18 protein-coding genes and 1 pseudogene are annotated in these 24,943 nt (G+C 66.1%); 9 read left to right on the top strand and 10 right to left on the bottom strand.

Annotation, left to right across the window (positions count from 1 at the left end; genetic code table 11):
• Positions 1 to 467: 467 nt before the first annotated feature.
• The 8 genes and pseudogenes from FW796_RS20395 to FW796_RS20360 form a co-directional block, all read left to right on the top strand.
• Positions 468 to 1,523 carry an ABC transporter substrate-binding protein gene (locus tag FW796_RS20395; RefSeq protein ID WP_346632905.1) on the top strand — a complete coding sequence of 352 codons (1,056 nt, stop codon included), beginning with the start codon at positions 468 to 470 and terminating at the stop codon, positions 1,521 to 1,523.
• A gap of 15 nt (positions 1,524 to 1,538) precedes the next feature.
• The gene (locus tag FW796_RS20390; RefSeq protein ID WP_446439907.1) at positions 1,539 to 2,270 is read left to right on the top strand and encodes a class II aldolase/adducin family protein; all 732 of its coding nucleotides are present in this window, start codon (positions 1,539 to 1,541) and stop codon (positions 2,268 to 2,270) included.
• 255 nt (positions 2,271 to 2,525) lie between these two features.
• A complete protein-coding gene (locus FW796_RS20385; RefSeq protein WP_446439906.1) occupies positions 2,526 to 3,725 on the top strand; it encodes an LLM class flavin-dependent oxidoreductase in 1,200 nt (399 codons plus the stop codon).
• A gap of 10 nt (positions 3,726 to 3,735) precedes the next feature.
• On the top strand, positions 3,736 to 5,307 hold the full coding sequence (locus tag FW796_RS20380; protein WP_446439905.1) for an ABC transporter substrate-binding protein: 1,572 nt from the start codon (positions 3,736 to 3,738) through the stop codon (positions 5,305 to 5,307).
• Positions 5,300 to 6,361, top strand: coding sequence for an ABC transporter permease (locus FW796_RS20375; protein WP_346632909.1), 1,062 nt, complete (start codon positions 5,300 to 5,302; stop codon positions 6,359 to 6,361). The genes FW796_RS20380 and FW796_RS20375 overlap by 8 nt, the downstream gene beginning before the upstream one ends.
• Before the next feature lie 23 nt (positions 6,362 to 6,384).
• Positions 6,385 to 7,230, top strand: a complete 846-nt coding sequence (locus FW796_RS20370; RefSeq protein WP_404939831.1) for an ABC transporter permease — start codon at positions 6,385 to 6,387, stop codon at positions 7,228 to 7,230.
• A complete protein-coding gene (locus tag FW796_RS20365) occupies positions 7,227 to 9,020 on the top strand; it encodes a dipeptide ABC transporter ATP-binding protein (RefSeq protein WP_446439904.1) in 1,794 nt (597 codons plus the stop codon). Before FW796_RS20370 ends, FW796_RS20365 begins: the two co-directional genes overlap by 4 nt.
• Before the next feature lie 192 nt (positions 9,021 to 9,212).
• Positions 9,213 to 9,668, top strand: a pseudogene (locus tag FW796_RS20360) (REP-associated tyrosine transposase); the annotation flags it as partial.
• A gap of 64 nt (positions 9,669 to 9,732) precedes the next feature.
• Here FW796_RS20360 and FW796_RS20355 read toward each other — a convergent pair.
• The 6 genes from FW796_RS20355 to FW796_RS20330 form a co-directional block, all read right to left on the bottom strand.
• Complete coding sequence (locus FW796_RS20355) at positions 9,733 to 10,824, bottom strand: LLM class flavin-dependent oxidoreductase (protein WP_446439903.1); 1,092 nt, start codon at positions 10,822 to 10,824, stop codon at positions 9,733 to 9,735.
• Positions 10,825 to 10,861: 37 nt separating this feature from the next.
• Complete coding sequence (locus tag FW796_RS20350) at positions 10,862 to 13,441, bottom strand: TonB-dependent receptor plug domain-containing protein (RefSeq protein WP_446439902.1); 2,580 nt, start codon at positions 13,439 to 13,441, stop codon at positions 10,862 to 10,864.
• 462 nt (positions 13,442 to 13,903) lie between these two features.
• A complete protein-coding gene (locus tag FW796_RS20345; RefSeq protein WP_446439901.1) occupies positions 13,904 to 15,487 on the bottom strand; it encodes an ABC transporter substrate-binding protein in 1,584 nt (527 codons plus the stop codon).
• A 4-nt stretch (positions 15,488 to 15,491) separates the two neighbouring features.
• Positions 15,492 to 16,700, bottom strand: coding sequence for an LLM class flavin-dependent oxidoreductase (locus FW796_RS20340; RefSeq protein WP_346632915.1), 1,209 nt, complete (start codon positions 16,698 to 16,700; stop codon positions 15,492 to 15,494).
• Positions 16,701 to 16,715: 15 nt separating this feature from the next.
• Positions 16,716 to 17,939, bottom strand: a complete 1,224-nt coding sequence (locus tag FW796_RS20335; protein WP_346632916.1) for a lipase family protein — start codon at positions 17,937 to 17,939, stop codon at positions 16,716 to 16,718.
• Between the two features lie 22 nt (positions 17,940 to 17,961).
• On the bottom strand, positions 17,962 to 19,035 hold the full coding sequence (locus FW796_RS20330) for an ABC transporter substrate-binding protein (protein ID WP_346632917.1): 1,074 nt from the start codon (positions 19,033 to 19,035) through the stop codon (positions 17,962 to 17,964).
• A 522-nt stretch (positions 19,036 to 19,557) separates the two neighbouring features.
• On the opposite strand from FW796_RS20330, the gene FW796_RS20325 reads away from it, so the two are divergent.
• Positions 19,558 to 20,625, top strand: a complete 1,068-nt coding sequence (locus FW796_RS20325; protein WP_346632918.1) for a sigma-54 interaction domain-containing protein — start codon at positions 19,558 to 19,560, stop codon at positions 20,623 to 20,625.
• Positions 20,626 to 20,677: 52 nt separating this feature from the next.
• On the opposite strand, the gene FW796_RS20320 is transcribed toward FW796_RS20325, so the two are convergent.
• From FW796_RS20320 to FW796_RS20305, 4 genes are all read right to left on the bottom strand, one after another.
• Positions 20,678 to 21,466, bottom strand: a complete 789-nt coding sequence (locus FW796_RS20320) for a type 1 glutamine amidotransferase domain-containing protein (RefSeq protein WP_346632919.1) — start codon at positions 21,464 to 21,466, stop codon at positions 20,678 to 20,680.
• Between the two features lie 124 nt (positions 21,467 to 21,590).
• Entirely contained in the window at positions 21,591 to 22,430 is an 840-nt protein-coding gene (locus FW796_RS20315) for a metal-dependent hydrolase (RefSeq protein ID WP_404939843.1), read from the bottom strand.
• Between the two features lie 38 nt (positions 22,431 to 22,468).
• Positions 22,469 to 23,368, bottom strand: a complete 900-nt coding sequence (locus tag FW796_RS20310) for an SDR family NAD(P)-dependent oxidoreductase (protein ID WP_346632921.1) — start codon at positions 23,366 to 23,368, stop codon at positions 22,469 to 22,471.
• Complete coding sequence (locus FW796_RS20305) at positions 23,355 to 24,923, bottom strand: flavin-containing monooxygenase (protein ID WP_404939845.1); 1,569 nt, start codon at positions 24,921 to 24,923, stop codon at positions 23,355 to 23,357. Before FW796_RS20305 ends, FW796_RS20310 begins: the two co-directional genes overlap by 14 nt.
• Between the last annotated feature and the right edge of the window lie 20 nt (positions 24,924 to 24,943).

Below are 24,943 nucleotides of genomic sequence, written 5' to 3'. Positions count from 1 at the left end.
CCCCCAGGGGCGTGTGTATCGGCCTGATCCGTAGGAGCCGGCTTGCCGGCGAAGGGGCCCTTGAGCCTGGCGCCAGTCCTGGTGACGCCTTCGCTGGCAAGCCAGCTCCTACAGGGGGTGTATGCATTGGCCTGATCCTACGAAGAAGGGGGCGTGCTTGAGGGGCTTGAGCAAGTTCTGCGCCAGGGCCTTTTCAGTGTGCTGAAAATCCGTTGCAGGCCTTGTGCAGCAAGGCTTGCAGACGGGGGTGCAACTGGCGCTAAAACGTCTGTTGCTGCTCCAGCAGCAATGCCCGTCGGCCCGTTGCTCCAACAGCAGCAGTCGCTGCGCAATGCTGCTGGTCGGGCAGCAATTGGCATCGCGCGGCTTTCGCCGACAGCGGCCCAGGCCCCGGAATCCGGGGCTTTGCCCGGTTGGCACGGGCGCTGCAATGGCTCCGGCAACTGCCATTGCACAGGAACCGGTCCATGACGCTTGCTGCCTCTTTACCCTTATCCGCTGCCCAGCCTCGGCTGGAGCAGATCTGGTTCACCCGCTGCCCGGTGCCCACCGCTTCCGGGATCGCCTACAAGCTGGGCTGGCTCAGCGAGGAATTCGCTGCCGACGGCCTGCCGGTCGCGACTCTGCAGGAAGCCCGGCAGCTGGGCCATCACCACTACGATCACCAGTTGCCCGGGCTGTTTCGCGAGGGCGGCAACGTCCCGGCCCTGGCCGCCCGCGCCGCCGGTTCCCCTAGCCGACTGATCGGTCTGACCTGGATCGAGGAATGGCAGACCCTGCTGGTGCGCCCCGACTCCGGTATCCGCCGCCCCGAGGATCTCAAGGGCAAGCGCCTGGCCCTGCCGGCCTGGGGCGAGAATCGTCCGGGCAGCATTGCCCGGGCCATGAGCCTGCATGGTTACAAAGGCGCGTTGAGCCTGGCGGGCCTGGGTTTCGATGATGTCGAGCTGGTGGAGGTGGCGCTGCAGGATCAGGAACGTGCGGCGACTCCCCAGGAAGGTTTGCAGCGCCTGTGGTCCGGCCTGGACTACCTGGTGCGCGGCGAGGTGGATGCGGTCTACGTCAAGGGCGCTGCCGCTGCCGATGCGGCGCGGCGCCTGGGGCTGGTGGTGGGCATCGATCTGGATCAGATCGCCGAGCCGCGCTACCGCATCAACAACGGCACGCCGCGACCGATCACCGTGCACCAGAGCCTGCTGGACAACCACTTCGATCTGGTGGTGCGCTTTCTCGCCCAGACCCTGCGCGCCGCTGAATGGGCGGCGCAGAACCGCCCGGCGCTGAACGCCATTCTTGAAGAGGAAACCCGTGCCGGCAGCGCCGGCGTCGCCCAAGCCTATCGCGGCGATTTCCACACCACCCTGGCTCCCGACCTGTCGCCCCAGCGCCTGGAGTTCCTCGATATCCAGAAAAACTTCCTCTATCGCCATGGCTTCCTGGAACGGGATTTCGCCATCGCCGATTGGGTCGACCCACGCCCCTTGCACGCCGCCCATGAACTGCTGGCCCAGCGCCGCGCCTGAACCCGGAGAATTGCCATGACTGTATTGATCAACGAAACCCCCATTACCCAGGAACTGCAGGCCTTCATCGATCAGGTGCTGCTGGAGGCCGAACAGGCGTTCACCGTGTTCCGCGAAACCCAGACCATCACCGCCAACGGCACCGTGGGCTTCATCGAGCGGGTGCCGGGCCAGGAGCTGCTGGTCTCGGTGAACTACGGCGGCCCGTGGAACTACCGCAAACCGTTGCAGGCCACGGTCACCGACTTTGCCGGCAAGGTCATCCTCGGCCAGGGCAAGGGCGGCCTCGGTCGCTACACCAAACTGTTCCAGCAACACCCCGACATCACCACCGTGTCCCACGTGCATTCGCCGTACCTGGGAGCCTGGGCCCAGACCCACCGGACCTTGCCGTTCCACTACGTACCGGTGCAGCGCTACCAGCTGGCCCGGGAACTGCCGGTGTACATCGACCGGCGCCAGCCCGAGGTGGACTTCATCCTCGACAGCATTACCCAGAACCCCTTCAACCTGGCGATTCTCGAAGCCAACGGCGGCTCTACCGTGTGGGGCAAGCAAGGCCTGCGGGCCACGGCGGAATTCATCTTGTTGCTGGAAGAGGGCGCGCAACTGCAACTGCTGGCCGATGCCTTGGGCGGCTCTCGGCCTTACGGCCCGGGGGTCTTGACCCAGCAATGGAAGATGAGCGGCCTCTACGAGCGCGCCACCGAGCTGGGCCTGGTGCCCGCCATCGACCGCCGCACCTGACCCGCCGCCCCGCGGGATCGCGCCGGGCTCCTGCGGGACTTATCTGACTGCTGTAGGAGCTGGCTTGCCAGCGAAGGCGTCCGCAAGAGCGATGCAAGACCCGAGGGCCTCTTCGCCGGCAAGCCGGCTCCTACACAAGCACTGCCGGTATCGCGCCAGCTGTAGGAGCTGGCTTGCCAGCGAAGGCGTCCGTCAGGGCAACGCAAGGGCAATGCCTAGGCGCTAAAGGCGTTCAAACATTCAAGGAACAGGCACATGGCCGTCAAGATTCTCTGGTACCTCACTACACCCGATGGCCCCTATCCCTGGGAGCCCGAAGGACGCTGGAACACCGATTTCGAGCACCTCAAGCAGCTGGCGGTGGCCAGTGATCGCCTGGGTTACTACGGCTCGCTGCTGGGCTCGAGCCCCAATGAAAGCCTGGCGGTCTCGGCGGCGCTGATCGATGCCACCCAGCGCTTGCGCTTTCTGGTGGCCCAGCATCCGGGGGAGCTGTCACCGGCGGTGCTGGCCAAATGGGCGCTGACCTTCGATCAGTTCTCCAACGGCCGCTTGCTGTTCAACGTGGTCAACGGCAGCGATGCCGGGCTGGCCACGCTGGGGGTGCACTATCCCCATGATGAGCGTTATGACTTCAGCCTGGAGTACTGGCGGGCCTTCCAGGGCTTCTATGCCGGCGACACTGCTGGCTATGACGGTCGCTACGTCAAGCTGGCACCGCGTTCCCCGGCGGCGGCCAGCCATCCCCTGGGCGGCTGGCACGCGCCGCGGCAGGTCCCCGGCATTCCCCTGTGGGGCGCCGGCACCTCCGGCCCGGGAGTGGCCCATTCGGTGCAGTTGCTGGACGTCTACCTGAGCTTTGCCAACACGCCGCCGAAACTCGGCGAAAAATTCCGCCAGGTGGCTGCCGAGGCGGCGAAGATCGGCCGCGAGCTGAGCTTCGGCACGCGCCTGCAGATCATCGTCCGGGAAACCGAGGAGGAGGCCTGGGCCCACGCCGAGAAACTGCTGCAGCGCACCTCGTTGCAGACTGCCCGGGCCTCCATCGAGCGCCAGTTGCCACCCGGAGAAACCCTGGACAGCTTCCACAGCGACGACCCGCAGATCCAGCGCAATCTCGAGGCCATCCGCGCCGGCCGCCTGCCCAAGGCCCGGGACCTGGAGATCTACCCCAATGTCTGGCTTGGTCCGAGTCTGTTCGGTTTCAACATCCTCGGTCCGGCCGCGGGCACCTACCTGGTGGGCAGTGCCGAGCAGGTGGCCGAGCGTATTCGCGAATACGAAGAGCAGGGCACCTCGGCCTTCATTCTCTCGGGCTTTCCGCTGATCGACGAGGCCCATCGAGTGGCGGACCTGCTGTTCCCGCTGCTGGACCTGGATCACGGTTTCGAGGTGCCGCGCCTGGGGGGCGTCGCGGCGGCCCGCCAGCCAGCCATTGCCACTGAGCAGGCCTGAGGAGCGAGCCATGAGCGAGGTGTTTTCCCGCCGGGTATTTCTCGGCAACTCCCTGGCTGTCGGTGGCGGCCTGTTGCTGGGCACGGGCCTGCTCGGCGGCTGCGACAGTGGCGTGGCGGTGAACGGTGCGGCACTGGCGTCCAGCACCCCGGCGCGCGGCGGGCGCCTGCGGGTGGGGATCATTGATGGCGACCAGTCCGGCAACCTCGATGCGCACAAACCCGTGGGCGGCGGGATCATTCGTGGCTGGGCGCTGTACAGCAAGTTCTGGGAGTGGAACCCGGACGTCAGTACCCGCCTGGCCCTGGCGGAGTTCGCCGAGCCCAATGCCGATGCCAGCGCCTGGACCATCCGCATCAAGCCGGGGCTGGAGTTTCACCACGGCAAGAGCATCGGCGCCGACGACATGCTGTTTTCCATCCTGCGCCTGACCGATCCGCAGCTGGCTTCACCCTTTGCCGGGCTGGTGGGGGCCATCGACCGCCAGGCCTTGCGCAAGCTGGACGAGCGCACCATCGAGATTCGCTTCAAGCAGGGCCAGAGCTTCTTTCCCCTGGACGAGACCCTGATCAGCTTCGGCGGCATCGTGCCCACCGACTATCACCCGGTGACCAACCCGGTGGGAGCCGGTCCCTACAGGCTCAAGCGCTTCATTCCCGGGCAACGCTCGCTGTACAGCCGTTTCGAGAATTACTACAAGCCGGGACAGCCCTATGCCGATGAACTGGAAATCATCGAGTTCAAGGATCAGGTCTCCCGGGCGGCGGCACTGCGTGCCGGGCAGATCGATGTAGCCAGCGGGGTCCAGGCCGAGCACAGCGCGCTGCTCAAGGCCGATCCGCGGCTCAGGTTCTATGCCTCGCCGAGCACCTCGTTCACCGGCTTCAACCTCAATCTGGCCAAGGCGCCGTTCCAGGATGAGCGAGTGCGCCAGGCGTTTCGCCTGCTGGCCGACCGCCAGGAACTGGTGGATCGCGGCCTCAACGGTTTCGGGCGGGTCGCCAATGACCTGTATTCGCCCCACGATCCCACCTACAACCACGGCATTGCCCAGCGCCCCTACGACCTGGACCAGGCCCGTTCCTTGTTGCGTCAGGCCGGGCACAGCGATCTGCGGGTGGAGCTGACCAGCACCCCGGGTGCTGGTGTCAATGCGGCCCTGGTGTTCGCCCAGCAGGCGAAGAAGGCCGGGGTCGAGATCAAGGTGACCCAGGTCGACGGCTCGGTATTCAACGGCCCCCAGCGGGAGAACTGGCTGCTGTCGCCCGGGGCCACACCAGCCCGAGGCTTTCTCGCCTCGGCGTTGCACAACGATGCGCCCCAGGCCATCTACAACCGCAGCAATTTCCATGATCCGCGTTTCACCGAGCTGTACCAGCAAGCCCTGGCCCAGCCCGACCTGGAATTGCGCAAGCCACTGGTGCACCAGGCCCAGGCCATCCAGCACCAGCGCGGCGGCCTGCTGATCTGGGGCTTCAATGATGTGCTGGACGCCGCCTCGGTGCGGGTCGGCGGCCTGGTGCCGGAACAGACCACCTTCGCCTCCTGGCGCTTTGACGAGTTGTGGTTGAACCATGTCTGAACCCTGCGCAAAAACCTCCAGAACGCCAGCCTGGCTGTCCTGGTTTATCGGTCGCCTGGGCTATGGCCTGCTCACGGCCTGGGTCATCAGCCTGGTGGTGTTCGTCGCCACCCAGGCACTGCCCTCGGACCCGGCGCGGGTGATCCTCGGTCCGGACGCGCCCCTGGAGAGCATCCTCACCCTGCAACGGCAACTGGGGCTGGACCGGCCGCTGCTGGAGCAATACCTGCGCTGGCTGGGGCAGACCCTGGCCGGTGACCTGGGCCAATCCCTGGATTCCAGCGCCCCCGTGGCCGAGATCCTTTTTGCCCGGCTGGGCTACACCCTGGCGCTGTTGGCCGGGGTCGTCGTACTGGTGGTGCCCGTGGCCCTGGCGTTGGGGGTGACCCTGGCCCTGCGCCGGGACAGTCGCCTGGATCGCTGGAGCCTGTCGCTGCTGATCTTTCTCAAGGCGACGCCGGGTTTTCTCCTGGCCATTGGCCTGGTGCTGCTGTTCTCCATGCCCCACATGGACCTGCTGCCGGCGGTGTCGATCCTCGATCCCCAGTTGCCGCTGTGGCGGCAGTTGCAGTTCCTGGTGCTGCCAGTGCTGGCCCTGGCGCTGTCGGCCTTGCCCTACCTGACGCGCATGGTGCGTGCGGCGATGATCGAGGCCCTGGAGTCCGACTATGTGATTGCCGCGCGGCTGCGGGGCATCCCGCAGTGGCGCATCGTCTGGCGCCACACCTTGCCCAATGCCCTGGTGCCGGCGATCCAGGGCCTGGCCCTGACCCTGCGCACCCTGATTGGCGGGGCCCTGTTGGCGGAAGTGGTGTTCAGCTACCCGGGCATCGGCACCTCGCTGAACGCGGCGATCCAGATGCGCGACCTGCCGATGATCCAGGCCATCGTGCTGGTGATCACCCTGGGGGTGGTGCTGATCAATCTGCTGGCGGACCTGGCCACGGTATTGCTGACCCCCAAACTGCGCACGGCGAGGCGGGTCGGCCTGATCCGCCGCAACCGGCGCGGCATCCAGCCTTGGTGGCGTCGCTCGGCGCCCAAGGCCCCCTGAACCTGCGGCATGAGAACCGATGCATGAGTGATTTCCGTACTTCCCGCTGGCGGCTGTGGCTGGCCGAATCGCAAACCCGCAAGGGCGCCCTGATCACCTTGCTGGTGGTGCTGCTGGCATTGCTAGGGCCCTGGCTGGCGCCCAGGGGCAGCACCGACATGCTGGGCCCGGTCTACGGCGCCCCCGACGCCGGCGCCTGGCTCGGCTACGACTTTCTTGGCCATGACGTGCTGTCGCGCCTGCTCAGCGGTGGTCTGTCAGTGTTGTGGATGTCCCTGGCGGCAGCGTCCATCGCCTTGCTGCTGGGCGGCGCACTGGGGTTGCTGGCGGGGCTGTCGCGGCGCCGCCTGGATCAACTGATCAGTTGGCTGGCGGATGTGTCCCTGGCCTTTCCCGACCTGATCCTGGTGCTGCTGATCGTCTCCATGCTGGGGCGTGCGCCCTGGCTGATCGTGCTCACCGTGGCCATTGCCTTCACCCCCGGGGTGGTGCGCCTGGCGCGTGGCAGCGCGGTGGCGGTGGCCGGCCAGGAGTTCGTCGAGGCGGCGCAGATGATGGGGTATTCACGCTGGCGGATTTTGTTGCGCGAGATCCTGCCCAACATCCTCACGCCCTTGCTGGTGCACTTGGGCAACATGCTGACCTGGGGGGTGGGCATGCTCTCGGGCCTGAGCTTCCTCGGTTATGGGGTGGCGCCGCCGGACGCCGACTGGGGGCTGATGATCAATGAAAACCAGGCCGGCCTGCTGGTGCAGCCCTGGGCGGTACTGGCCCCGGCGGTGCTGATCGGCATCTTCGCCTACGGCACCAATATCCTCGCCGAGGGCATTGGTCGCAGTCAGTCGCGGATCGGGGAGAAACGCCCATGAACGCGGTCGCGGAAATTGCCCGGGATGTCCGGGTGCTGCAGGTCCGTGACCTGCGGGTGGAATTGACGCCCGAGGTCGATGTGCTGTCCGGGGTGTCCTTCAGTGTGGGCACCGGGGAGATTCTCGGTCTGGTGGGAGAGTCGGGATCGGGCAAGACGACCCTGGCCACGGCGCTGCTGGCCCATGCTCGCCAGGGTGCGCGTATCGTCGGCGGCCGGGTCGACGTGGCCGGGGAGTCCTTGCTGGAGCTTACCGGCGAGGCCCTGCGCCGGGCCCGGGGCAGCCTGATCGGCTACGTTGCCCAGGACCCGGCCACCGCCTTGAACCCCGCCCTGCGCATCGGCAGCCTGCTGCGCGAAACCCTGGCCGTGCATCAGGTGCGCCTGGCGGCGACGGCGCAACACCAGCGCATCGTCGACACCCTGGAACAGGTAGGGCTGCCGGCGGACCCCGAGTTCCTACGGCGCTTTCCTCATCAACTCTCCGGTGGCCAGCAGCAACGGGTAATGCTGGCCCTGGCCTTTGTCTTGCGGCCCAGGCTGATTGTCCTGGACGAACCCACCACGGCCCTGGATGTGACCACCCAGGCGCACATCCTGGCGACCCTGCGCCAGCTGTGCAAAAGCCAGGGGGTGGCGGCGATCTACGTCTCCCATGACCTGGCGGTGATCAAGGATCTGGTGGACCGGGTGCTGGTGATGTATGCCGGGCGGATCGTCGAAAGCGCATCCCGCGAGGCGCTGTTTCGCCAGCCGGCCCATCCCTACACCCGGGGCTTGCTGGCGGCGATTCCCGACGTCGGCCAGCGCCGGCCATTGCTGGCGATCCCCGGGCAGGCCCCGGCCCCGGGCCAGCGGCCCCAGGGCTGCGCTTTCGCACCCCGGTGTCCGCGTCGTGGCCCGCAATGCAGCGTGCTCGAACCGCCATTGCGCGCCCTTGCGCCTGAGGTTCAGGTGGCCTGCGTCGATCCGCATCGGCAGGCACTGCCGGAGCCTGTGCCCGTGTCCGCGCCTGCGCTGCAGTTGGCGCCCGGAGCCGGGCTGGTGCCCTTGCTGGAGGTCGAAGACCTGAACCTGGCCTACGACCGTCAGGTGCTCTTTGATGTGTCACTGCAGGTGGCGCCTGGAGAGTGCCTGGCCCTGGTGGGCGAGTCCGGCTCCGGCAAGACCAGCCTGGCCCGTGCCCTGGCCGGACTGGGCGACAATGCCGAAGGCCGGGTGCGTTATGCCGGCCGCCCCTTGAGCCTGTCGGCGCGCCAGCGAGAGAAAGGCTTGCGGCATCAGATCCAGTACATCTTCCAGAACCCGTACCGGGCGCTGAACCCGCGGCACACGCTGTACCAGACCCTGAGTGCGCCCCTGGAGCACTTTTTCGCGATCAAGGGCGCCGAGGCCCGGGCCCGAGTGGACGCGGTGTTGCAGCGGGTGTCGCTGTCGCCGGCCCTGGCGGACCAGTATCCCCACAGCCTGTCGGGGGGCGAACGCCAACGGGTGGCGATTGCCCGGGCGTTGATCTGCGAACCGAAACTGTTGATCTGCGATGAAGTCACCTCGGCCCTGGATGTGTCGGTGCAGGCGTCGATCCTGGCCTTGTTGCGGCAACTGCAGGAAGAAGGTTTGACCCTGCTGTTCGTCACCCATGACTTGGGCGTGGTGCGGGCCATTGCCGACCGAGTGCTGGTGCTCAAGCAGGGACGGGTGGTGGAGCAGGGCACGCTGGATCAGGTGCTGGACCGGCCCGAACATGCCTACACCCGGACCCTGCTGGAGAACTCGCCGCGGCTGGGCTGACGGCGACATCTTCTGCGGCAATTGCACCGCCTTCGCTGGCAAGCCAGCTCCTACAAGGCCTGCGCGCACCCGTAGGAGCCGGCTTGCCGGCGCAGAGGGCGCCCGAGACACACCCCGATCCACAATCCGCCGTCGCAATCGTCCCCACGCTTTAGCCTTCCAGTGTGAACCCGGCATTCGGAGGGCAACGCAATGTCCCAGCGTTTTCACGGCAACCGGCTGCGCACCGGGCGCTACTCGCAAACCGGTCAGATCTACCTGCTCACCGCGGTGACCCACTGTCGTGAACGGTTCTTCGACGATTGGCGCATCGGCCGTCTGGTGGTGCAGCAACTGCGTCAAGCCGAGCTGCAAGGGTTGGCCCATTCCCTGGCCTGGGTGGTGATGCCGGATCATCTTCACTGGCTGCTGGAGCTGGGCGGTTGCTCATTGTCGGCCCTGATACGGCGGATCAAATCCTCCAGCGCACGGGAGATCAACGCCCACCTGCAACGTAGCGGTCGGCTTTGGCAAAAGGGTTACCACGACCGGGCCCTGCGTCGCGAAGAAAACCTGCGCGTGGTTGCCCGTTACCTCATTGCCAACCCGATCCGCGCCGGCCTCGTCACCCGCGTGCACGACTACCCCCTCTGGGATGCCATCTGGCTTGCCGGCGAAGAGGCCCCTGAGCCTTGCGCTGCCCTTGCGGACGCCTTCGCTGGCAAGCCAGCTCCTACACGGTTGGGTGGGGCGCGCGGCGGCGGGCGGCGGCTTCGCGGACGGCGGGGATGATCCAGCGGCCATAGTCGATGGTGTCGTAATAAGGGTCGTAACCCCGGTTGAGGAAGGTGCTGACTCCAAGGTCGACATAGTCCAGCAGGGCCTGGGCCACGGTCTCGGGGGTGCCGACCAGGGCGGTGGTGTCGCCGTAGGCGCCCACGGCGGTGGCAGTGGGCATCCACAGGGCGCGGTCGTGGCGGTCGCCGCGGGCCGCAGCCGCCAGCAGGCGTTCGGAACCGGTGCCCTTGAGGCGTTTCTGCCAGGGGCTGCCGGCGGCGAACTGCGGGTTGGCCTGGATCTGCGCGAGGATCTGCTCGGCGCGTTGCCAGGCCAGTTCTTCGGTGGCACCCAGGATCAGCCGTACCGAGAGGCTGACCCTGGGCGCGGTCACGCCTGCGGCGCTGGCGGCGGCCTTCAGTTTGCCGATCTGTTCGGCTACCCCGTCCAGGGGTTCGCCCCACAGGGCATAGAGGTCGGCGTGCTTGACCGCGATCTGGTAGGCGATGTCGGAGGAGCCGCCGAAGGAAATCGGAATGTGCGGCTGTTGCAGGGGTTTCACCGGGGAGAAGGCGCCCTTGATGCTGAAGTAGCGGCCCTCGAAGTCGAAGGGTTCCTCGGCGGTCCAGGTGCGACGGACGATCTCCAGGTATTCGTCGGTGCGTTTGTAGCGTTCGGTCTTGTCCAGCAAGGTGTCGCCTTCCTGAGGCTCGGCGGTGATGCCGGTAATGGCGTGCAGGCGGATACGTCCGCCACCGGTGGTGTGATCCAGGGTGGCAAAGGCCCGGGCGGCGACGGTGGGGGCGCTGAGGGCCGGGCGGTGGGCGATCATGAAGCCCAGGCGCTCGGTGTGGGCGGCGGCATAGGCGGCAATCTGCAGGCTGTCGGCGCTGCCCGGGCCGCTGGCGATCAGTACCCGGTCAAAGCCGGCGTGTTCATGGGCGCGGGCGTGCTGGCGGATGAATTCCAGGTCGAAGTCCGGGCTGCGCACGCCGCGGGTTTCGGACCATTGACGGGGGAAGATCATGCCGACGAATTCGATGCTCATGTGCAGGCTCCTGGGGCGAAAGTTGGGGGAAGGGGGGTTAGAACTGGTAATCAATCTGGGCCAGCACGGTGCGTCCGGGCATGGGCTGCAGGAAGGTGTTGGTGGAGCCGGCCAGGCCGCTGACGAAGTTCAACTCGTTGGTCAGGTTGAGCACGCGCAAGGTGGTGCTCCACTGGGGCTGGCGGTAGTAGAGGGCCAGGTCGAGGTTGTATTCGTCGGGGATCTTCACGGTCTTGCTCAGGTTCAGGTACCAGCTGCTGGTCCACCAGCCGGAGAGTTCGGCACCAAAGCCGGAATCGAAGCGGTAGTCGAGGTAGCCGCTGGCGGTGTATTCGGGAATCTGCACGGCGTCGAAGCGCCCGGACGGCCGTCGGTTGAGGCTGTTGTTGTCGCCGAATAGCGTGCCGTTGTCGGCGATGAACCCGGCTGAAGCGAAGCCGGCCTGGGAGGTGAATTCGTTGTAGGCGCTGAGCCTGGACAGGTTCAGGCCGCTGCGCAGGTGGTTGTCCGGCTGGTAGCGCAGGGTCGCTTCGGTGCCCTTGATGATCAGCCGGGCGATGTTGTTGTTGCTGTCCGGAGACTGGTCCCGGGCCTGCTTGAACGCCGCCAGGGTCATGAACAGCTGGTCGGGCACGGCTTCGACTTTCAGCCCCACTTCATGCAGCACGCTGAGGCTCTGGAAGGCCAGGGGGTTGAGCTGGTTGGCGCCACTGCCGCTGCCCCAGCCCAGGCCGTTGGAGAAGAACCCGGTGTTGACCGCCAGGGAGCGGTCGAAGGTGTAGTACAGGGTGCTGTTCTCGGTGGGCTTGACGTAGGGGCTGACCTGGAAGGCGAACAGCCGATAGTTATGGCTGTCGCGGCGGTCGTTGCCACCGGCAAGGACGAAGGGGTTGTCGATTTCGGCATCGATCCAGCTGCGGCTGGCGCCGATGTTCAGGCCCACTCGGTCGCCCAGGCGCAGGTTGTGCTGGCTGAACAGGGTCTTGGTGGTCCAGGTGCTTTCGGCAGTGTAGGGCGCCACCGATTCGGCATACAGGCCGTGGCCGGCGGGGTACATGGCCGCCAGGTTGAGCCAGCCGTAATAGTTGGAATATTGGGGGACCCCGGGCTGACCGATCCAGGCGCCGTTGCCGCCGGCGGGGTTGCTGCCGGTCAGCCCCAGCAGGTCGCCGGGGTTCTTGCCCGAGGGGTCCTGGGTCAGGTCGTAGGCGTTGATGGTGGAGCCGAAGTGGTTGTTGGCGGCGATCGACTGGTTGAACTCGCGGCGGTAGATCAACCCGCTGTTGCTGTCGTCGCGCAGGGTCAGGTCGCCGAGCCGGGTTTCATTGCGTGAACGGAACTCGAAACGGTTGTCCAGCAGGTTGTCCTTGGACTGCACCTGGAAGGCGCCGACGGCGTCGGTCAAGTCCCTGGAGCGCTGGTAGAAGGTGCTGTTGGCCAGGGTGATCGTCGGGGACAGATCGGCCTCGACCCGCAACTGGCTGGTGAAGCGCCGCGAGCTGCTCTGGTCTTCGCCGCGCTGACCGACCTGGGGCGACAGGGAGGTCAGGCCGTTGCCCGCCAGGCTCGGGTCATAGACCCAGCCACGCAGGGTGCCGGGGCTGGCCTGGGTGTTGGGCGAGGCGGCCTGGAAGCTGCCGTCGACCACGCTGTACTGGCCCAGGGCGTTGCGCTGGCGCTGCACCCAGCCCAGGGTCGGGGCATTGGCGGCGCCGGAGGCCAGCACTGGCGACCACAGGCTGTTGCCGTTCTGGATGATCGGCGTGGCGCGCCCGGCGTAGTACTGGCCGTTGTCCACCAGTTGCTGGGTGGCGCGGTTCCAGCCATGGGTGATGTTGTAGTCGTAGTAGTTGTCGTAGCTGGCGTTCCAGTCCACCCGCAGGTTGTCGTTGCGCCAGGCCAGGGCGCCGTAGAAGGCATCGAAGTTGTTGTCGACGTTGTCGTAGTAGTCCTGCTGGCGCTGCTGGGTGATGCTGACCCGGTAGGCCAGCTGGTCGCTCAGGGGGCCGGTGTTGTCGATGCTGAACTTGCGCGAGTCCCGGGACTGGCCGTCCGGCACCCAGGCACCGAGCTCGCCGCTCAGACGGGTCTTGAATTCGCTGAAGTTGGGTTTCTTGCTCAGGTAGTTGACGTAGCCGCCGCTGCCGGACACCGAGCCATAGGTCACCGAGGAAGGGCCGGCGACGATATCCGCCCCCTCGTAGGCGTTGAAGTTGGCCGGATGGCGCACACCGTAGGCACGCTGGCCGTCCTGGAATACCTCCGAGCCCTGGGCGCGGAACTGCGGGGCGATGCCGGCGTTCTGCCCGCCACCGCGGGTGATGCCCGGGGCGTACTTGACCAGATCGTCGGCGCTGCGGATCGGGTCGTTGGCCAGTTGCTCGGCGTTGATCTGGGTCACCGAGCGTGGCGTATCGAGCACCTTGGTTTCGGTGCCGCCATACACCGAAGTCGGCGGCCGGGTGGGCAGGGCATCGTCGTCGGACTGGCTGCTGGCCTGGACGGTGACGGTTTGCAGCTGGGTATCGGCGGCGCACAGCGGCGAGGCCAGGGGAGAAAACATCACTACGGCCAGGGCCGGGCCGAATGCGGGGCGAGCGAAGGCGTTGGAGGGCATGGCACATGAGCCTCATATTGAATCGCATGGGTGTTCTGCAGGAGCCGGCTTGCCGGCGAAAGGGCCTGGAGGCTCGCGGTGCTCTTGCGGGCGCCTTCGCTGGCAAGCCAGCTCCTACGGGTTGTGTGGCGGTTGCGGTGGTTCCTTGTAGGAGCCGGCTTACCGGCGAAAGGGCCTGGAGGCTCGCGGTGCTCTTGTGGGCGCCTTCGCTGGCAAGCCAGCTCCTACGGGTTGTGTGGCGGTTGCGGTGGTTCCTTGTAGGAGCCGGCTTGCCGGCGAAAGGGCCTGGAGGCTCGCGGTGCTCTTGTGGGCGCCTTCGCTGGCAAGCCAGCTCCTACGGGTTGTGTGGCGGTTGCGGTGGTTCCTTGTAGGAGCCGGCTTGCCGGCGAAGAGGGCCTGGAGGTTGGCGGTGCTCTTGCGGGCGCCTTCGCTGGCAAGCCAGCTCCTACAGTGGGCGGTGGGTCAGGCGCTGTCGTTGAGCCACAACCTTTCGAAACGCCAGGTGCTGAACAGCGATTGTTCTTCGTGGGCACCGCCCACGCGGGTGGAGACGCTGTCTAACAGGTCGGCGTAGCCCCAGATCAGCATGCCGCCCCGTTCGTACTGGATCTGCTGGGCCTGGTGTACCAGGGCCGTGCGCCGTTGCAGGTCGGGCTGGGCCATGGCGGCGAGAAACACTTCGCTGAATTGCGGATCGTTGAAGTGGGTCTTGTTGGATACGGCAAAGGGCGCGTCGGTGTGGATGGCGCTGGCCAGGAAGGGCGCGCCGATGCTGCCGCCGGTGCTCAGGGTCCAGTCGTTGCGCTGTGGGCCCTGGAAGGTCGCCAGGTCCACTTGCTTGACCTTGAGGGTCACGCCAATGCGCTTGGCCTGTTCCGCCAGGACCAGGGCCGAGGTCAGGCCCGGCCCGGGAGTCGTCACCAATTCCAGTTCCAGGTTCTCCTGGCCGGCCTCCTTGAGCAGTTGCGCGGCGCGCTGCGGGTCGTGGGCGCGCGGCCCCAGGCTGTGGTTGAAGGTCGGGTCGCTGGGGGCATACAGGTCGTTGGCCACCCGACCCTGGCCATTGAGGGCGCGGCGTACCAGTTCCTCGCGGTCCGCCAGCAGGCGGAACGCCTCACGCACCCGGGGATCGTTGAACGGCGGCTTGTCCAGGTTCATGTCGAACGACAGCCAGTTGCCGGTCACCGATTTCAACAGCCGTACCCGAGGGTCGCGCTGCAGCACCTGCAGTTGTTCGGTGGGCATCACGTTGGCCATGTCGATCTGCCCGGAACGCAGGGCTGCCAGGCGTGCCACCTGATCCTTGAAGTCGATGATTTCCAGCTCGTCGGCGTAGGGCTGGCCGTCCTTGTAGTAGTTGTCGAAGCGGGTGAACAGCGAGCGCTGCCCCGGAGTGAAGCTTTTCAGCTTGTAGGGGCCGGCGCCCACCGGATTGGTCACCGGGTGGTAGTCCACCGGGACGATGCCGCCGAAGTTGACCCAGTTTTCCGCCAGCGGCATGTAGCTGCGGCCCTCGCGAAAGCTCAGGCGCACGGTGCGCTCGTCGAGCTTTTGCAGGTTGTCGCGATCGACCCAGTGCAGCAGCGCCGCATAGGGCGAGGCCAGTTGCGGGTCGGTGAGGCGGCGGATGGAGAAGATCAGGTCATCGGCGTCGATGCTTTTGCCGTGGTGGAATTCCAGGCCCTGGCGCAGGCGCAGGGTCCAGCTGCTGGCATCGGCATTGGGTTCGGCGAACTCGGCCAGGGCCAGGCGCGGTTGCATCTGCTCGTCCCATTCCCAGAGTTTGCTGTACAGCGCAAAGCCTCGGACGATGCCGCTGCCGATGGGCTTGTGGGCATCCAGGTTGCCGCTCTGGTTGCCGTCGAGAATGCCCAGGCGCAGGCGCCCGCCGTAGCGTGGTTGATCGCTGGCGAGCGTGCCAGGGGCGCTGGCATTGTCCGCGTCGCAACCGGCCAGCAGGCCGCTGCCCAGCAGCAGGCCACCGCCGAACAGCGCGCTGTGGCTCAGAAAGCGGCGGCGACTGAAACCCGAGTAATCCTGGCTCATGACATCAGGCTCCAGCCGGGCCGTTGGCGCTGCGCAGTTCCAGCGGCGCTTGCGGCTGACGACTCAAGGCGGCGCGCTCGGCGCGAAAGTGCGGCAGGATGTGCTCGCCCAGACGGTAGGCTTCTTCCAGGTGCGGGTAGCCGGCGAGGAAGAACAGGTCGATGCCGATGGCGTGGTACTCGCGGATACGCGCCACGACGTTTTCGTAGCTGCCCACCAGGGCGCAACCCGGTGGAATGCCGATGTAGCCGAAACCGGTCCAGACATTGGGGTGGATGAAGAAGTCGTCGAAACCCTGGGTCTCGTTCTTCTGCGCGAACTGGTTTTCGTAACTGAGCTTGCGCGCAGTGCGCAGCCCGGCATGAGCGGCCACGGCCTTGACCGCGCCCTTGGCGATACCTTCGTCGAAGAAACGCTTGGCTTCGGTGCGCGCCAGTTCCTCGGTTTCCCGAGTGATGACGTCGATGGACAGGCCGAAGCGGATGTCGCGGCGCCCGTACTTGAGGGCCCGCTCGCGGATATCAGCGATCAGCGCGGCGATCTCGTCCGGGTGTTCGGCGCGCATCAGGTAGAAGTCGGCGTGCTTGGCGGCGAACTCGCGGGCGGCGATCGATGAGCCGGCGGTGCAGATCAGCGGCAGTTCGGCCTTCTTCAACGGCCCGCGCAGGCCACCGCCTTCGGCGCGGTAGAAGCGGCCTTCGTAGTGGAAGTTCTCGCTGTGCCAGTAGCCCTTGACCACGTCCATGAACTCGGTGGCTCGGGCATAGCGCTCATCGTGGTCGCTGAAGTCGCCGACCTGGCGCTGAATCGCGTCCGAGCCGCCGTTGATGATGTTCCACACCAGGCGGTTGCCGGTGGCGCGCTGGTAGGTGGCGGCTTGCTGTACCGCGACCCACGGCGTGTAGTGATAGGGCTGGAAGGCGGTGACGAACTTCAGGGTGCGGGTTTCCCGGGCCAGCAGCGAGCACACGGTCCAGGGCTCTTCGCCGGAGGGCGCGTTGACCATCAGCGCGCCGCCGAAGCCGTTGATTTCAGCGGCACGGGCGATCTGCCCGAGGTAGTCGATGTAGGTGAAGTGATCACCGACGCTGAAGCTTGAGACGGCGCCGGTGCTGGGCCCGCCGCGGTGCCAGTCGCCGCGGTTGCGCGGGTCGCCGGGGAGGAACTGGGTTTCGCCGTGCAGGGGCAGGCGGGTAAAGAATTCGATGCTCATGGCAGGGCCTCCTGGCTATTGCACGCTGGGGTTGCAGATGGGGGTAATGGCTTGGCCGTTGATGACCTTGTGGGCGAAGGGCACTGAGTCCTTGAGCGAGGCGTTGACCGTTTCGCTGTGGCCCAGGCCCTTGTACAGGTGGCCCTCGACCAGCGAGCCGGCCTTGCAGGCGTCCTGCATCAGCGCCACCTGGGTCGCGGCGGCCGGGGTCTTGTCCTCGGCACCGGTGCCGATGAACACCGGCTGGGCGGTTTTCAGGGTCGGGTAGGACACTTGTTTCTGCCAGGCCGCCAGTTGGCTGCCCTGATAGTCCTTCTTGGCGTTGGCCGGGGTCAGGCCGACCCCCACCACGTCGCTGACCAGGGACGCCAGGCAACTGGTACGGGCCTGTTCGAACAGCGGCAGGGCCTTGTCGGTATAGAAGTCCTTGGGGTTGATGCTCGGGTCGTACTGCTGGGCGGCCAATAGGGTGTAGAAGCCGTAGGCCAGGGAGGCGTCGACCTTGTTCGGGTCCTGTTCGCCGACATTTTTCGCGCCGATGGTGTAGATCACCCCGGTGCCGATGCTGCCCTTGACCCCCAGCTCCGGTGCGTAGGTGGAGGCGTAGGCGGCCGAGGCGAAGGCGCCGGCACCGCCCTGGGACTGGCCGACGATCAGCACCTTGTTGGCCAGCCCGGGCACCCCGGCAACCACCGCTTTGGCGGCGTCGAGAATGCCGTAGGCGGCCATGCGGTTGTTCAGCAGCGGATGGCCGCCGGGCACGCCCAGGCCCTGGTAATCGCTGGCGACAATGGCAAAGCCTTCGTCCAGCCAGCGGCTCAGGTACTGCACGTCACGGTAGGAGCGGCCCTGCCAGGAGGGTGCGCAGACATCCGCCACGCCCACGGTGCCGTGCCCCCAGGACGCCACCGGCCAGCCGCCGGCCGGAGCCTTGCCCTTGGGCAGGAACAGGGTGCCGGAGACCACCACCGGGGTCTTGCCATCGATGCCGTCGGTGGAGCTGTAAAGAATCCGTTGCGCACTGGCTGCGTTGGGCAGGCTCAGGGTCGCTTCCAGGGGCTCGCTGCGCAGCAGCTTGCCCGGGGTGGCGGGAATCGCGTCCTGCCAGGTGTAGAAGACCGAGACCCGGCCGTCGCCCTGCAACGGGTCGGGCTTGGGTGCGTAGGTCGGGCCGGCCAGGGCCGACAGGGAGACAGCCAGGACACTCAGGCCGAAGGCGAATTTTGCGGACAGTTTCATCAAGAAGACTCGTACTCAGGGTTCAAGGAAGGGTGGTGACCTGGCCGCGCAGGGCGGGCCAGTAGTCAGCGAGGTGCAAGTCGATCAGCGCCTGGTTGGTGAAACCGGTGGCCAGGGCCGGGGTGATGTCGTAGGGCGTGCGGATCAACTGGTTGTCCAGGGCATAGGTGCTCAGCGCCTGGTAGTGGGCCTTGAGCTGCTGGTCGCTTTTCGGCGCCCAGCGTTCCTTCCACGTCACCGGGTCGCCCTGGTCGTCGCGGCGCAGCACGCTCTCGGCAGTGCCGGCCCGGGAGGACAGCTGGTAATAGGCGTCCTGGTTCTGTTCCTGGGAAATCCACCAGGCCGCCTTGACCCAGGCGGTGGCCAGCAGTTGGGTAACTTCCGGGTGCTGTTCGATGAAGCTGTCGGTGCCCCAGAGGTCGGAGACCAGGCGCCAGTCGTTGGCTCCTTGCTTGGTGGACCAGATGATCTTCCCCACGCCCTTGTCTTCCAGGGCGTAGGCCTCACTGAGCAGCACCGCCGCGTCGACCTTGCCGGCGGACACCGCCGCCGCGCCGACCTGGGGGTTGAGGTTGGCGATCTTGAAGTCGTCGAGCTTCAAGCCCTTGCTGGCCAGGAAGTTGCTGAAGGCAAACTCCCAGGGCCGGCCGCGATGCAGGGCCAGGCGCTGGCCCTTGAGGTCCTCGATGCTCTTGGCCGTGGAGTTCGCCGGCACCACCAGATAGATATTGTTGCCACTGCCGCCGGGCACGATCAGCTTGCCCGGCACACCGCCGGCACCGGCGATCACCGAGGGCAGGTCGCCGCGCACGGCGAAGTCGATGCTGTTGTTGCTGAAACCTTCGTTGATCTGTGGCCCGGCGCCGGCGTGGGGCAGGGCGATCCACTGCAGCGTGATCCCGCGCTGGCTCAATTGCTGCTCCAGCCAGCCGTCCTCGATGACCCGCCCGGCAATCCCGCCGAACACCGGCTTGCCGCCTTGGGTAAAGGCGACGATGGCGATCTTCACCGCGGTCGGAGCCGGATTGGCCAGGGCGGTGACACTGATCAGCAGCGCGGCCAATGCGGCCAGGGTGTTGCGCCATAAAGCTTGCATTGCACTCTCCCTAAAAATGTTTGCCTTCATCGCCCCAGCGAATCTCGGCCTGCGCCCTTGGGCCTTGTGTTGCCCTGGCGGACACCTTCGCTGGCAAGCCAGCTCCTACGGCGGATATCGCGGTGTTTCCTGTAGGAGCCGGCTTGCCGGCGAAGAGGCCCTTGAGCCTTGCGTTGCCCTTGCGGGTGCCTTCGCTGGCAAGCCAGCGCCTACAGGGGGGTGGGTTGCTGCGGCGTAGGGGCCGGTGTTGGCAGGGTGAGAGCAGAATGCATGCCAGGGCGCGGAAAAATCGCTGCAGGCCTTGCAGGACAAGGGTTTTAGAAGGGGCGGGGAGGTGTGTCGAAGGCCTCTGTTGCTGATCTGCGAACAGCCAGGTGCTGGCCGATTGCTGCTCCAGCAGCAGGGCAGGAACAGTCACTGCTTATATTCGTAAAAGGAATATCTAAAGATTAATTAATAATTATTTAGTCTAAATATCTTCGTGCACTATTGAACCCGCGCTTTTACTGCCAGGAATGCACCATGTCGCTGATCACTCATCCAAACGCCCGCGAATTGACCAAGTCGGTACGGGCCACCGTTCTGGTGTTCAAGGACCCGCGCTCCCAGGAGTTGCTCAGTCGCATCGAGCGCCTGGCCCCCAGTGAGGCCAATACCCTGATCATTGGCGAGACCGGCACCGGCAAGGAACTGGTCGCCCGGCACATCCATCATTTGAGTCGCCGCGGGCGCGAGCCCTTTGTCGCGGTGAACTGCGGGGCCTTTGCCGAAACCCTGGTGGAAAGCGAGCTTTTCGGCCATGAGAAAGGCGCCTTTACCGGCGCCACTACCCACAAGGCCGGCTGGTTCGAAGCGGCCAACGGCGGCACGCTGTTTCTCGACGAGATCGGTGACCTGCCGCTGAACATGCAGGTCAAGCTGCTGCGAGTGCTGCAGGAGCGGGAGGTGGTGCGCCTGGGCTCGCGCACGCCGATCCCGATCAATGTACGGCTGGTGGCGGCCACCAACGTCAACCTCGCCGATGCGGTGGTGGCCGGGCATTTTCGTGAGGACCTGTTCTACCGCCTGCACGTGGCCACCATTCGCCTGCCGCCGTTGCGCGAGCGCCCGGGGGACATCCTGCCCCTGGCCGAATTCTTCCTTGAGGAACACTGCCAGCGCCTGGGCTACAACCGTGCCTCGCTGACCGAAGAGGCCGAACGCAAGCTGCTGGAACACAGCTGGCCGGGCAACATCCGTGAGCTGGAAAATGCCATTCACCACGCCTTGCTGGTGTGCCGCCAGCAGCGGGTCGCTCCCGGCGATCTGCACTTGGTGGACATGCGTTCTTCCGGCATCCGCCAGGAACAGGCGCCGCCGTCAGCGTCGCTCCCGGCCGCTCCGGCGGACCTGGGGCGGGCGCTGCAGGCGCTGTTCGAACAGAACATTCCGGACCTGTACGAACACATCGAAGAGACGATTTTCCGTGAGGCTTACCGCTACTGCCACGGCAACCAGTTGCAGACCGGACGCTTGCTGAACATCAGCCGCAACATCGTGCGCGCGCGGCTGGAGAAGATCGGTGAGTTGAACAAGCCCCTGGCTTCCTGAGGATCGAACCCATTGGCGGCCGGGATGGTTTGCCGTGCATGCAGTGACGGCTTCAAGCCGGGTCAGCGAGCGCCGGTTGAACCTGGGCGTCGCGGGCCTGCTGCAGCAGGGTGACCCATTCATTGGCAAAGCGGTGACAGTCCCCCGGCCAGCGCGCAGTCAATAGATTGCGGTCACGGACCACAAAGCCGCGCTCGGGATGCTGCGCCGAGTCTCGGCGTGGCAGCCAGGGTCCGGAAAGAAAGTCCGCCGGGCTGGCCAGTACCTGTTTGATCTCTTGCTCGACGCTGTGGTCGTAGGTGCGGTAATAGCGCCCCAGCCACGGCGCGGTGACGATCCAGGCCGCCAACTCCATGGGCCCGGCGAGCAGGGCGGTGACCTTGCGCCCGTAGAGCACCGAGCGCCCGCTTTCGGGGTCGATGCAACGGGCCAGCGCGAGTGGGCCGTGACACACCGCGGCCACGGGTTTGTCGGCCTTGAAGAACGCCAGGATGATCCGCCTCACGTCGGCAGACTCCAGCAGGCTGCGCATGCCCCGGGCATGCCCGCCCGGAATCAGCAGGCCCTCGAAGGCTTGCGGATCGACTTGGGCATAGTTCAGGGGGCTGAGAAACGCCGGATCGCGGGTCATGCTGTGGTAGCGCTCAAGGTCTGCGGCCGGGGTCATCAACAGCGGATTGAGCGGGCCGAAGCCCAGGCTCACCAGGCGCGAGTCGGCATAGGCCACAAACCCCAGGGGCGTGGCGAATTGTGCGGCAAAACCCGCGTCCCTGGCGGCCTGCCACGGCAGGCTGCTTTCGCTGGGGTCGTAGTCGGCGTGGGGCAGCAGGATCAGGATCATGGCGCGAGCTCACAGCACAAAGGGTGCGCTGCAGGTTAGCAGGCCCTGGCGTGCGCGCAGGCGCTCATGGCACGCCGCTGTCGCCGCGTGTCATGGCTGTCCACTTGGCCGCTCATTTGGCCGCTCACTTGGCTGCGGCGGCCCGGGTGCGCTCGATGTCCTGGACCAGGCCGTCGATGCGTTGCAGCTGCTCGCGGTTGTCGTGATCCCAGGGATGGAAGCCCGGTTTGAAGAACTGCAGCCAGGGCAGGGCGATGCGCGGGAACACACCCTTGGGGCCGTAGAGGTACTTGATCACCTGCCACAAGCCCCGCCAGTGGCCACCACGACGCCGGTCGGCGATGAGCATGCGCACATGGAAGTCGAACACCACCAGCCAGAAGGTCAGGGTGGTGAAGAGCATGGTCCCGGTGCGGATCAGGTAGCGCTTGGGCCCGGGCTTGAGCACGCTGTTGAAGACGTCGTAGGACACCGATTTGTGTTCGGTTTCCTCCAGGGCGTGCCACAGCCACATCTGCCGATAGCCCGCCACCGAATCGCCGAAGAGGCTGGGGTCGCGCAGTAGCAGGTCGGCGAGGATCGCCGTGTAGTGTTCCAGGGCCACGGTGATGGCCAGGTTGAAGGCCGCCGGGAAGTGCTTTTTCTGGAAGTCGAGGATCATCCGCAGCCGCCGGTCGAGCAAATGGGCCGGCAGCCCGGCGTCCTGCAGCAAGTCGTTGTAGCGCACGTGCTCGCGGCTGTGCATGGCTTCCTGGCCGATGAAGCCCTGGATCTCGCGCTTGAGCTCGGGGTCGTGAATCTGCTCGCGGTAATGGCGCACGCTGTCCATGAAGAACAGCTCGCCGGCAGGAAACAGCAGGGACAGGGCATTGAAGAAGTGACTCACGTGGCTGCCTTGTTCGTGCCAGTCGCAGGCACGTTCGGCAGGCAGTTCGACCTTGATGTCGCGGCGGATGGGCAGCATGGCTGGCGCTCCTCTAGACATGAAATGGGTACGCGGCGCTACAGGCCGCGCTCGTCCTGGGCCTCGTAGACCGCCGGCCGTTCCTGGCCCGGCTTGGGCGCCATGCGCCGGCTGATCCACACCACCAGGGCCTGATAGGCGCCGGGCAGCAGGCGCACAAACAGATCGAGGAAGTGCGCGTCGCGGCCGATCAGTACCCGGCGCTTGTTCTTGCGCACCCCGAGCAGGATCACCTTGGCGGCGGTTTCGGCCGAGGTGATGAAGAGCTTTTCGAAGTCGTCCCGGGCCTGCTGTTCGTTGTCGATCAGGAACCCCTTGACGTTGTCGCTGATGCGGCTGGTGCGGGCGATGTCGGTGCGGATGCCGCCCGGGTGCACGCAGGTGGCAGAGACGCCGTTGCCTTGCAGGTCCAGCTCTTGGCGCAGGGACTCGGTAAAGCCGCGTACGGCGAACTTGGTGGCGTTGTAGCCGCTCATGCCCGGTTGGGAGAACAGGCCGAAGACGCTGGAGGTGTTGATGATGTGACCGTCGCCGGATTGCTTGAGGTAGGGCAGGAAGGCCTGGGTGCCGTGGACCACGCCCCAGAAATTGACGTCGACGATCCACTCCAGGTCCGCCAGGCTCGAACCTTCCACGGTGCTGGACAGGGCCACGCCGGCATTGTTGAAGATCAGGTTGATCTGCCCGTGTTCGGCGGCGCTGGCGGCGGCCCAGGCGAACATTGCCTGGCGGTCGCCGACGTCCAGTTCCTGGCTGCTGATGCGCAATGGCAGCAGGGTTGCGGCTCGGGCCTGGGCCACGGTCTGCGCCAGCCCCTGGGGGTTCTTGTCGGCCAGGGCCAGGTGGCAACCCTCGCGGGCCAGGGCAATGGCCAGGGCGCGGCCCATGCCGGAGGCGGCGCCGGTGATGGCCGCGACTTTACCGTTAAAATTTTTCATCGATGGCGGCCTCTTGCAGGTTCAGCGGGCGTGTTGCAGCCGGCGTGGCGGCAATCCCGGGATGGAGCAGGTGAGTGGTCAGGTAGTCCTGGAGCTGGAAGTGCTGCACGGTCTTCCTGAAGCTCCAGGTAGAGCCGGGCCAGAGGGTGGTGTTCTGCCCGCTACGGGGGTCCAGGTACCAGCTGCGGCAACCGCCGGTGGACCAGATGGCCCCGGCCAGACGTTGTTGCAGGCGCTGGTTGTACTGGCTCTCGACTTGGGGCTTGACCTCCAGGCTGGCGATGCCGTCCAGACGCATCCGCTCCAGCGCCTTGAGGATGTAGTCCACCTGGGCCTCGATCATCAGGATCATCGAGTTGTGCCCAAGGCCGGTATTGGGCCCGACGATCATGAACAAGTTGGGAAAGCCCGGCAGGCAGGTGCCGAGATAGGCATGGGCCCCCCCGGACCAGGCGGCCATCAGGTCCTGGCCCTGGCGGCCGAAGAGCAGGCCCTGGGGGATCGGGTCGGTGGCCTGGAAACCGGTGCCGAAGATGATGCAGTCCACCGGATGTCGGGTGCCGTCGGCGGTGATCACCGCATCGCTGTCGATGCGCTGGATGGCATCGCCGATGACCGCCACATTGCCCCGGGACAGGGCCGGGTAGTAGTCGTTGGAAATCAGGATGCGCTTGCAGCCGATGGTGTAGTCGGGCGTCAGGCGTTGGCGCAGGAGCGGGTCGGGCACCTGTTTGCGCAGATGGCGCAGAGCCACGCGCTGCACCACTTGCATCAGTTTCGGCCGACGGGCGAAGGCGATCACCCGGCTTTCCAGGGCCCAGTACAGCGCCGAGCGCACCAGCCGCTGGGTGAAGGGCAGGTGCTTGAAAGCCCAGCGTTCGGCCGCACTGAGCTCGCGGTCGGGCTTGGGCATGATCCACGGTGGGGTGCGCTGGAACAGCTTGAGCTGAGCCACCCGGGGAGCGATTTTCGGGACGAACTGGATGGCGCTGGCGCCGGTGCCTATCACCGCCACGCGTTTGCCTTGCAGTGAGTAGCGATGGTCCCACTGCTGGGAGTGGAAGCGCTTGCCGGTGAAGGTTTCCAGGCCGGGAATCTGCGGGATCGCCGGACGCGACAGGCCCCCCATGCCGGACACCAGCACGCGTGCGCTGACCTTGCGGCCATTGCCGAACGTCAGTTGCCAACGCTCGGAAACCTCATCGAAGACCGCCTGCTCCAGGCCCATGTTGAAGTGCAGAAAGGGCGCCAGGGCGAAGTCCCTGGCGCAGTTCTCCAGGTACTCGCGGATTTCCGCCTGGGGCGCGAACTGCCGGGTCCAGTTCGGGTTGGGCGCGAAGGAAAAGGAGTAAACGTGGGATTGCACGTCGCAGGCGCAGCCGGGGTAGTGATTGTCGCGCCAGGTGCCCCCCAGGGACGCGGCTTGTTCGGCGACCAGGAAGTCTTGCTGCCCGGCTTGCTTGAGCTTGATCGCCATGCACAGCCCGGCGAAGCCGGCGCCGATGATGGCGATGTCAACGACCTCGGGGTCGTTGGGTGGCGAGTACGCATTCATGGTGTGTACCTCGATTGTGG

Source organism: Pseudomonas sp. 910_21 (genome assembly GCF_052850735.1).
This window is presented reverse-complemented; position numbering and strand designations above follow the sequence as displayed.

Bases quoted from the DNA above. Each gene is read 5' to 3' on its own strand.
- FW796_RS20395 (WP_346632905.1), top strand. From the start codon at position 468: ATGACGCTTGCTGCCTCTTTACCCTTATCCGCTGCCCAGCCTCGGCTG.
- FW796_RS20390 (WP_446439907.1), top strand. From the start codon at position 1,539: ATGACTGTATTGATCAACGAAACCCCCATTACCCAGGAACTGCAGGCC.
- FW796_RS20385 (WP_446439906.1), top strand. From the start codon at position 2,526: ATGGCCGTCAAGATTCTCTGGTACCTCACTACACCCGATGGCCCCTAT.
- FW796_RS20380 (WP_446439905.1), top strand. From the start codon at position 3,736: ATGAGCGAGGTGTTTTCCCGCCGGGTATTTCTCGGCAACTCCCTGGCT.
- FW796_RS20375 (WP_346632909.1), top strand. From the start codon at position 5,300: ATGTCTGAACCCTGCGCAAAAACCTCCAGAACGCCAGCCTGGCTGTCC.
- FW796_RS20370 (WP_404939831.1), top strand. From the start codon at position 6,385: ATGAGTGATTTCCGTACTTCCCGCTGGCGGCTGTGGCTGGCCGAATCG.
- FW796_RS20365 (WP_446439904.1), top strand. From the start codon at position 7,227: ATGAACGCGGTCGCGGAAATTGCCCGGGATGTCCGGGTGCTGCAGGTC.
- FW796_RS20355 (WP_446439903.1), bottom strand. From the start codon at position 10,824: ATGAGCATCGAATTCGTCGGCATGATCTTCCCCCGTCAATGGTCCGAA.
- FW796_RS20350 (WP_446439902.1), bottom strand. From the start codon at position 13,441: ATGCCCTCCAACGCCTTCGCTCGCCCCGCATTCGGCCCGGCCCTGGCC.
- FW796_RS20345 (WP_446439901.1), bottom strand. From the start codon at position 15,487: ATGAGCCAGGATTACTCGGGTTTCAGTCGCCGCCGCTTTCTGAGCCAC.
- FW796_RS20340 (WP_346632915.1), bottom strand. From the start codon at position 16,700: ATGAGCATCGAATTCTTTACCCGCCTGCCCCTGCACGGCGAAACCCAG.
- FW796_RS20335 (WP_346632916.1), bottom strand. From the start codon at position 17,939: ATGAAACTGTCCGCAAAATTCGCCTTCGGCCTGAGTGTCCTGGCTGTC.
- FW796_RS20330 (WP_346632917.1), bottom strand. From the start codon at position 19,035: ATGCAAGCTTTATGGCGCAACACCCTGGCCGCATTGGCCGCGCTGCTG.
- FW796_RS20325 (WP_346632918.1), top strand. From the start codon at position 19,558: ATGTCGCTGATCACTCATCCAAACGCCCGCGAATTGACCAAGTCGGTA.
- FW796_RS20320 (WP_346632919.1), bottom strand. From the start codon at position 21,466: ATGATCCTGATCCTGCTGCCCCACGCCGACTACGACCCCAGCGAAAGC.
- FW796_RS20315 (WP_404939843.1), bottom strand. From the start codon at position 22,430: ATGCTGCCCATCCGCCGCGACATCAAGGTCGAACTGCCTGCCGAACGT.
- FW796_RS20310 (WP_346632921.1), bottom strand. From the start codon at position 23,368: ATGAAAAATTTTAACGGTAAAGTCGCGGCCATCACCGGCGCCGCCTCC.
- FW796_RS20305 (WP_404939845.1), bottom strand. From the start codon at position 24,923: ATGAATGCGTACTCGCCACCCAACGACCCCGAGGTCGTTGACATCGCC.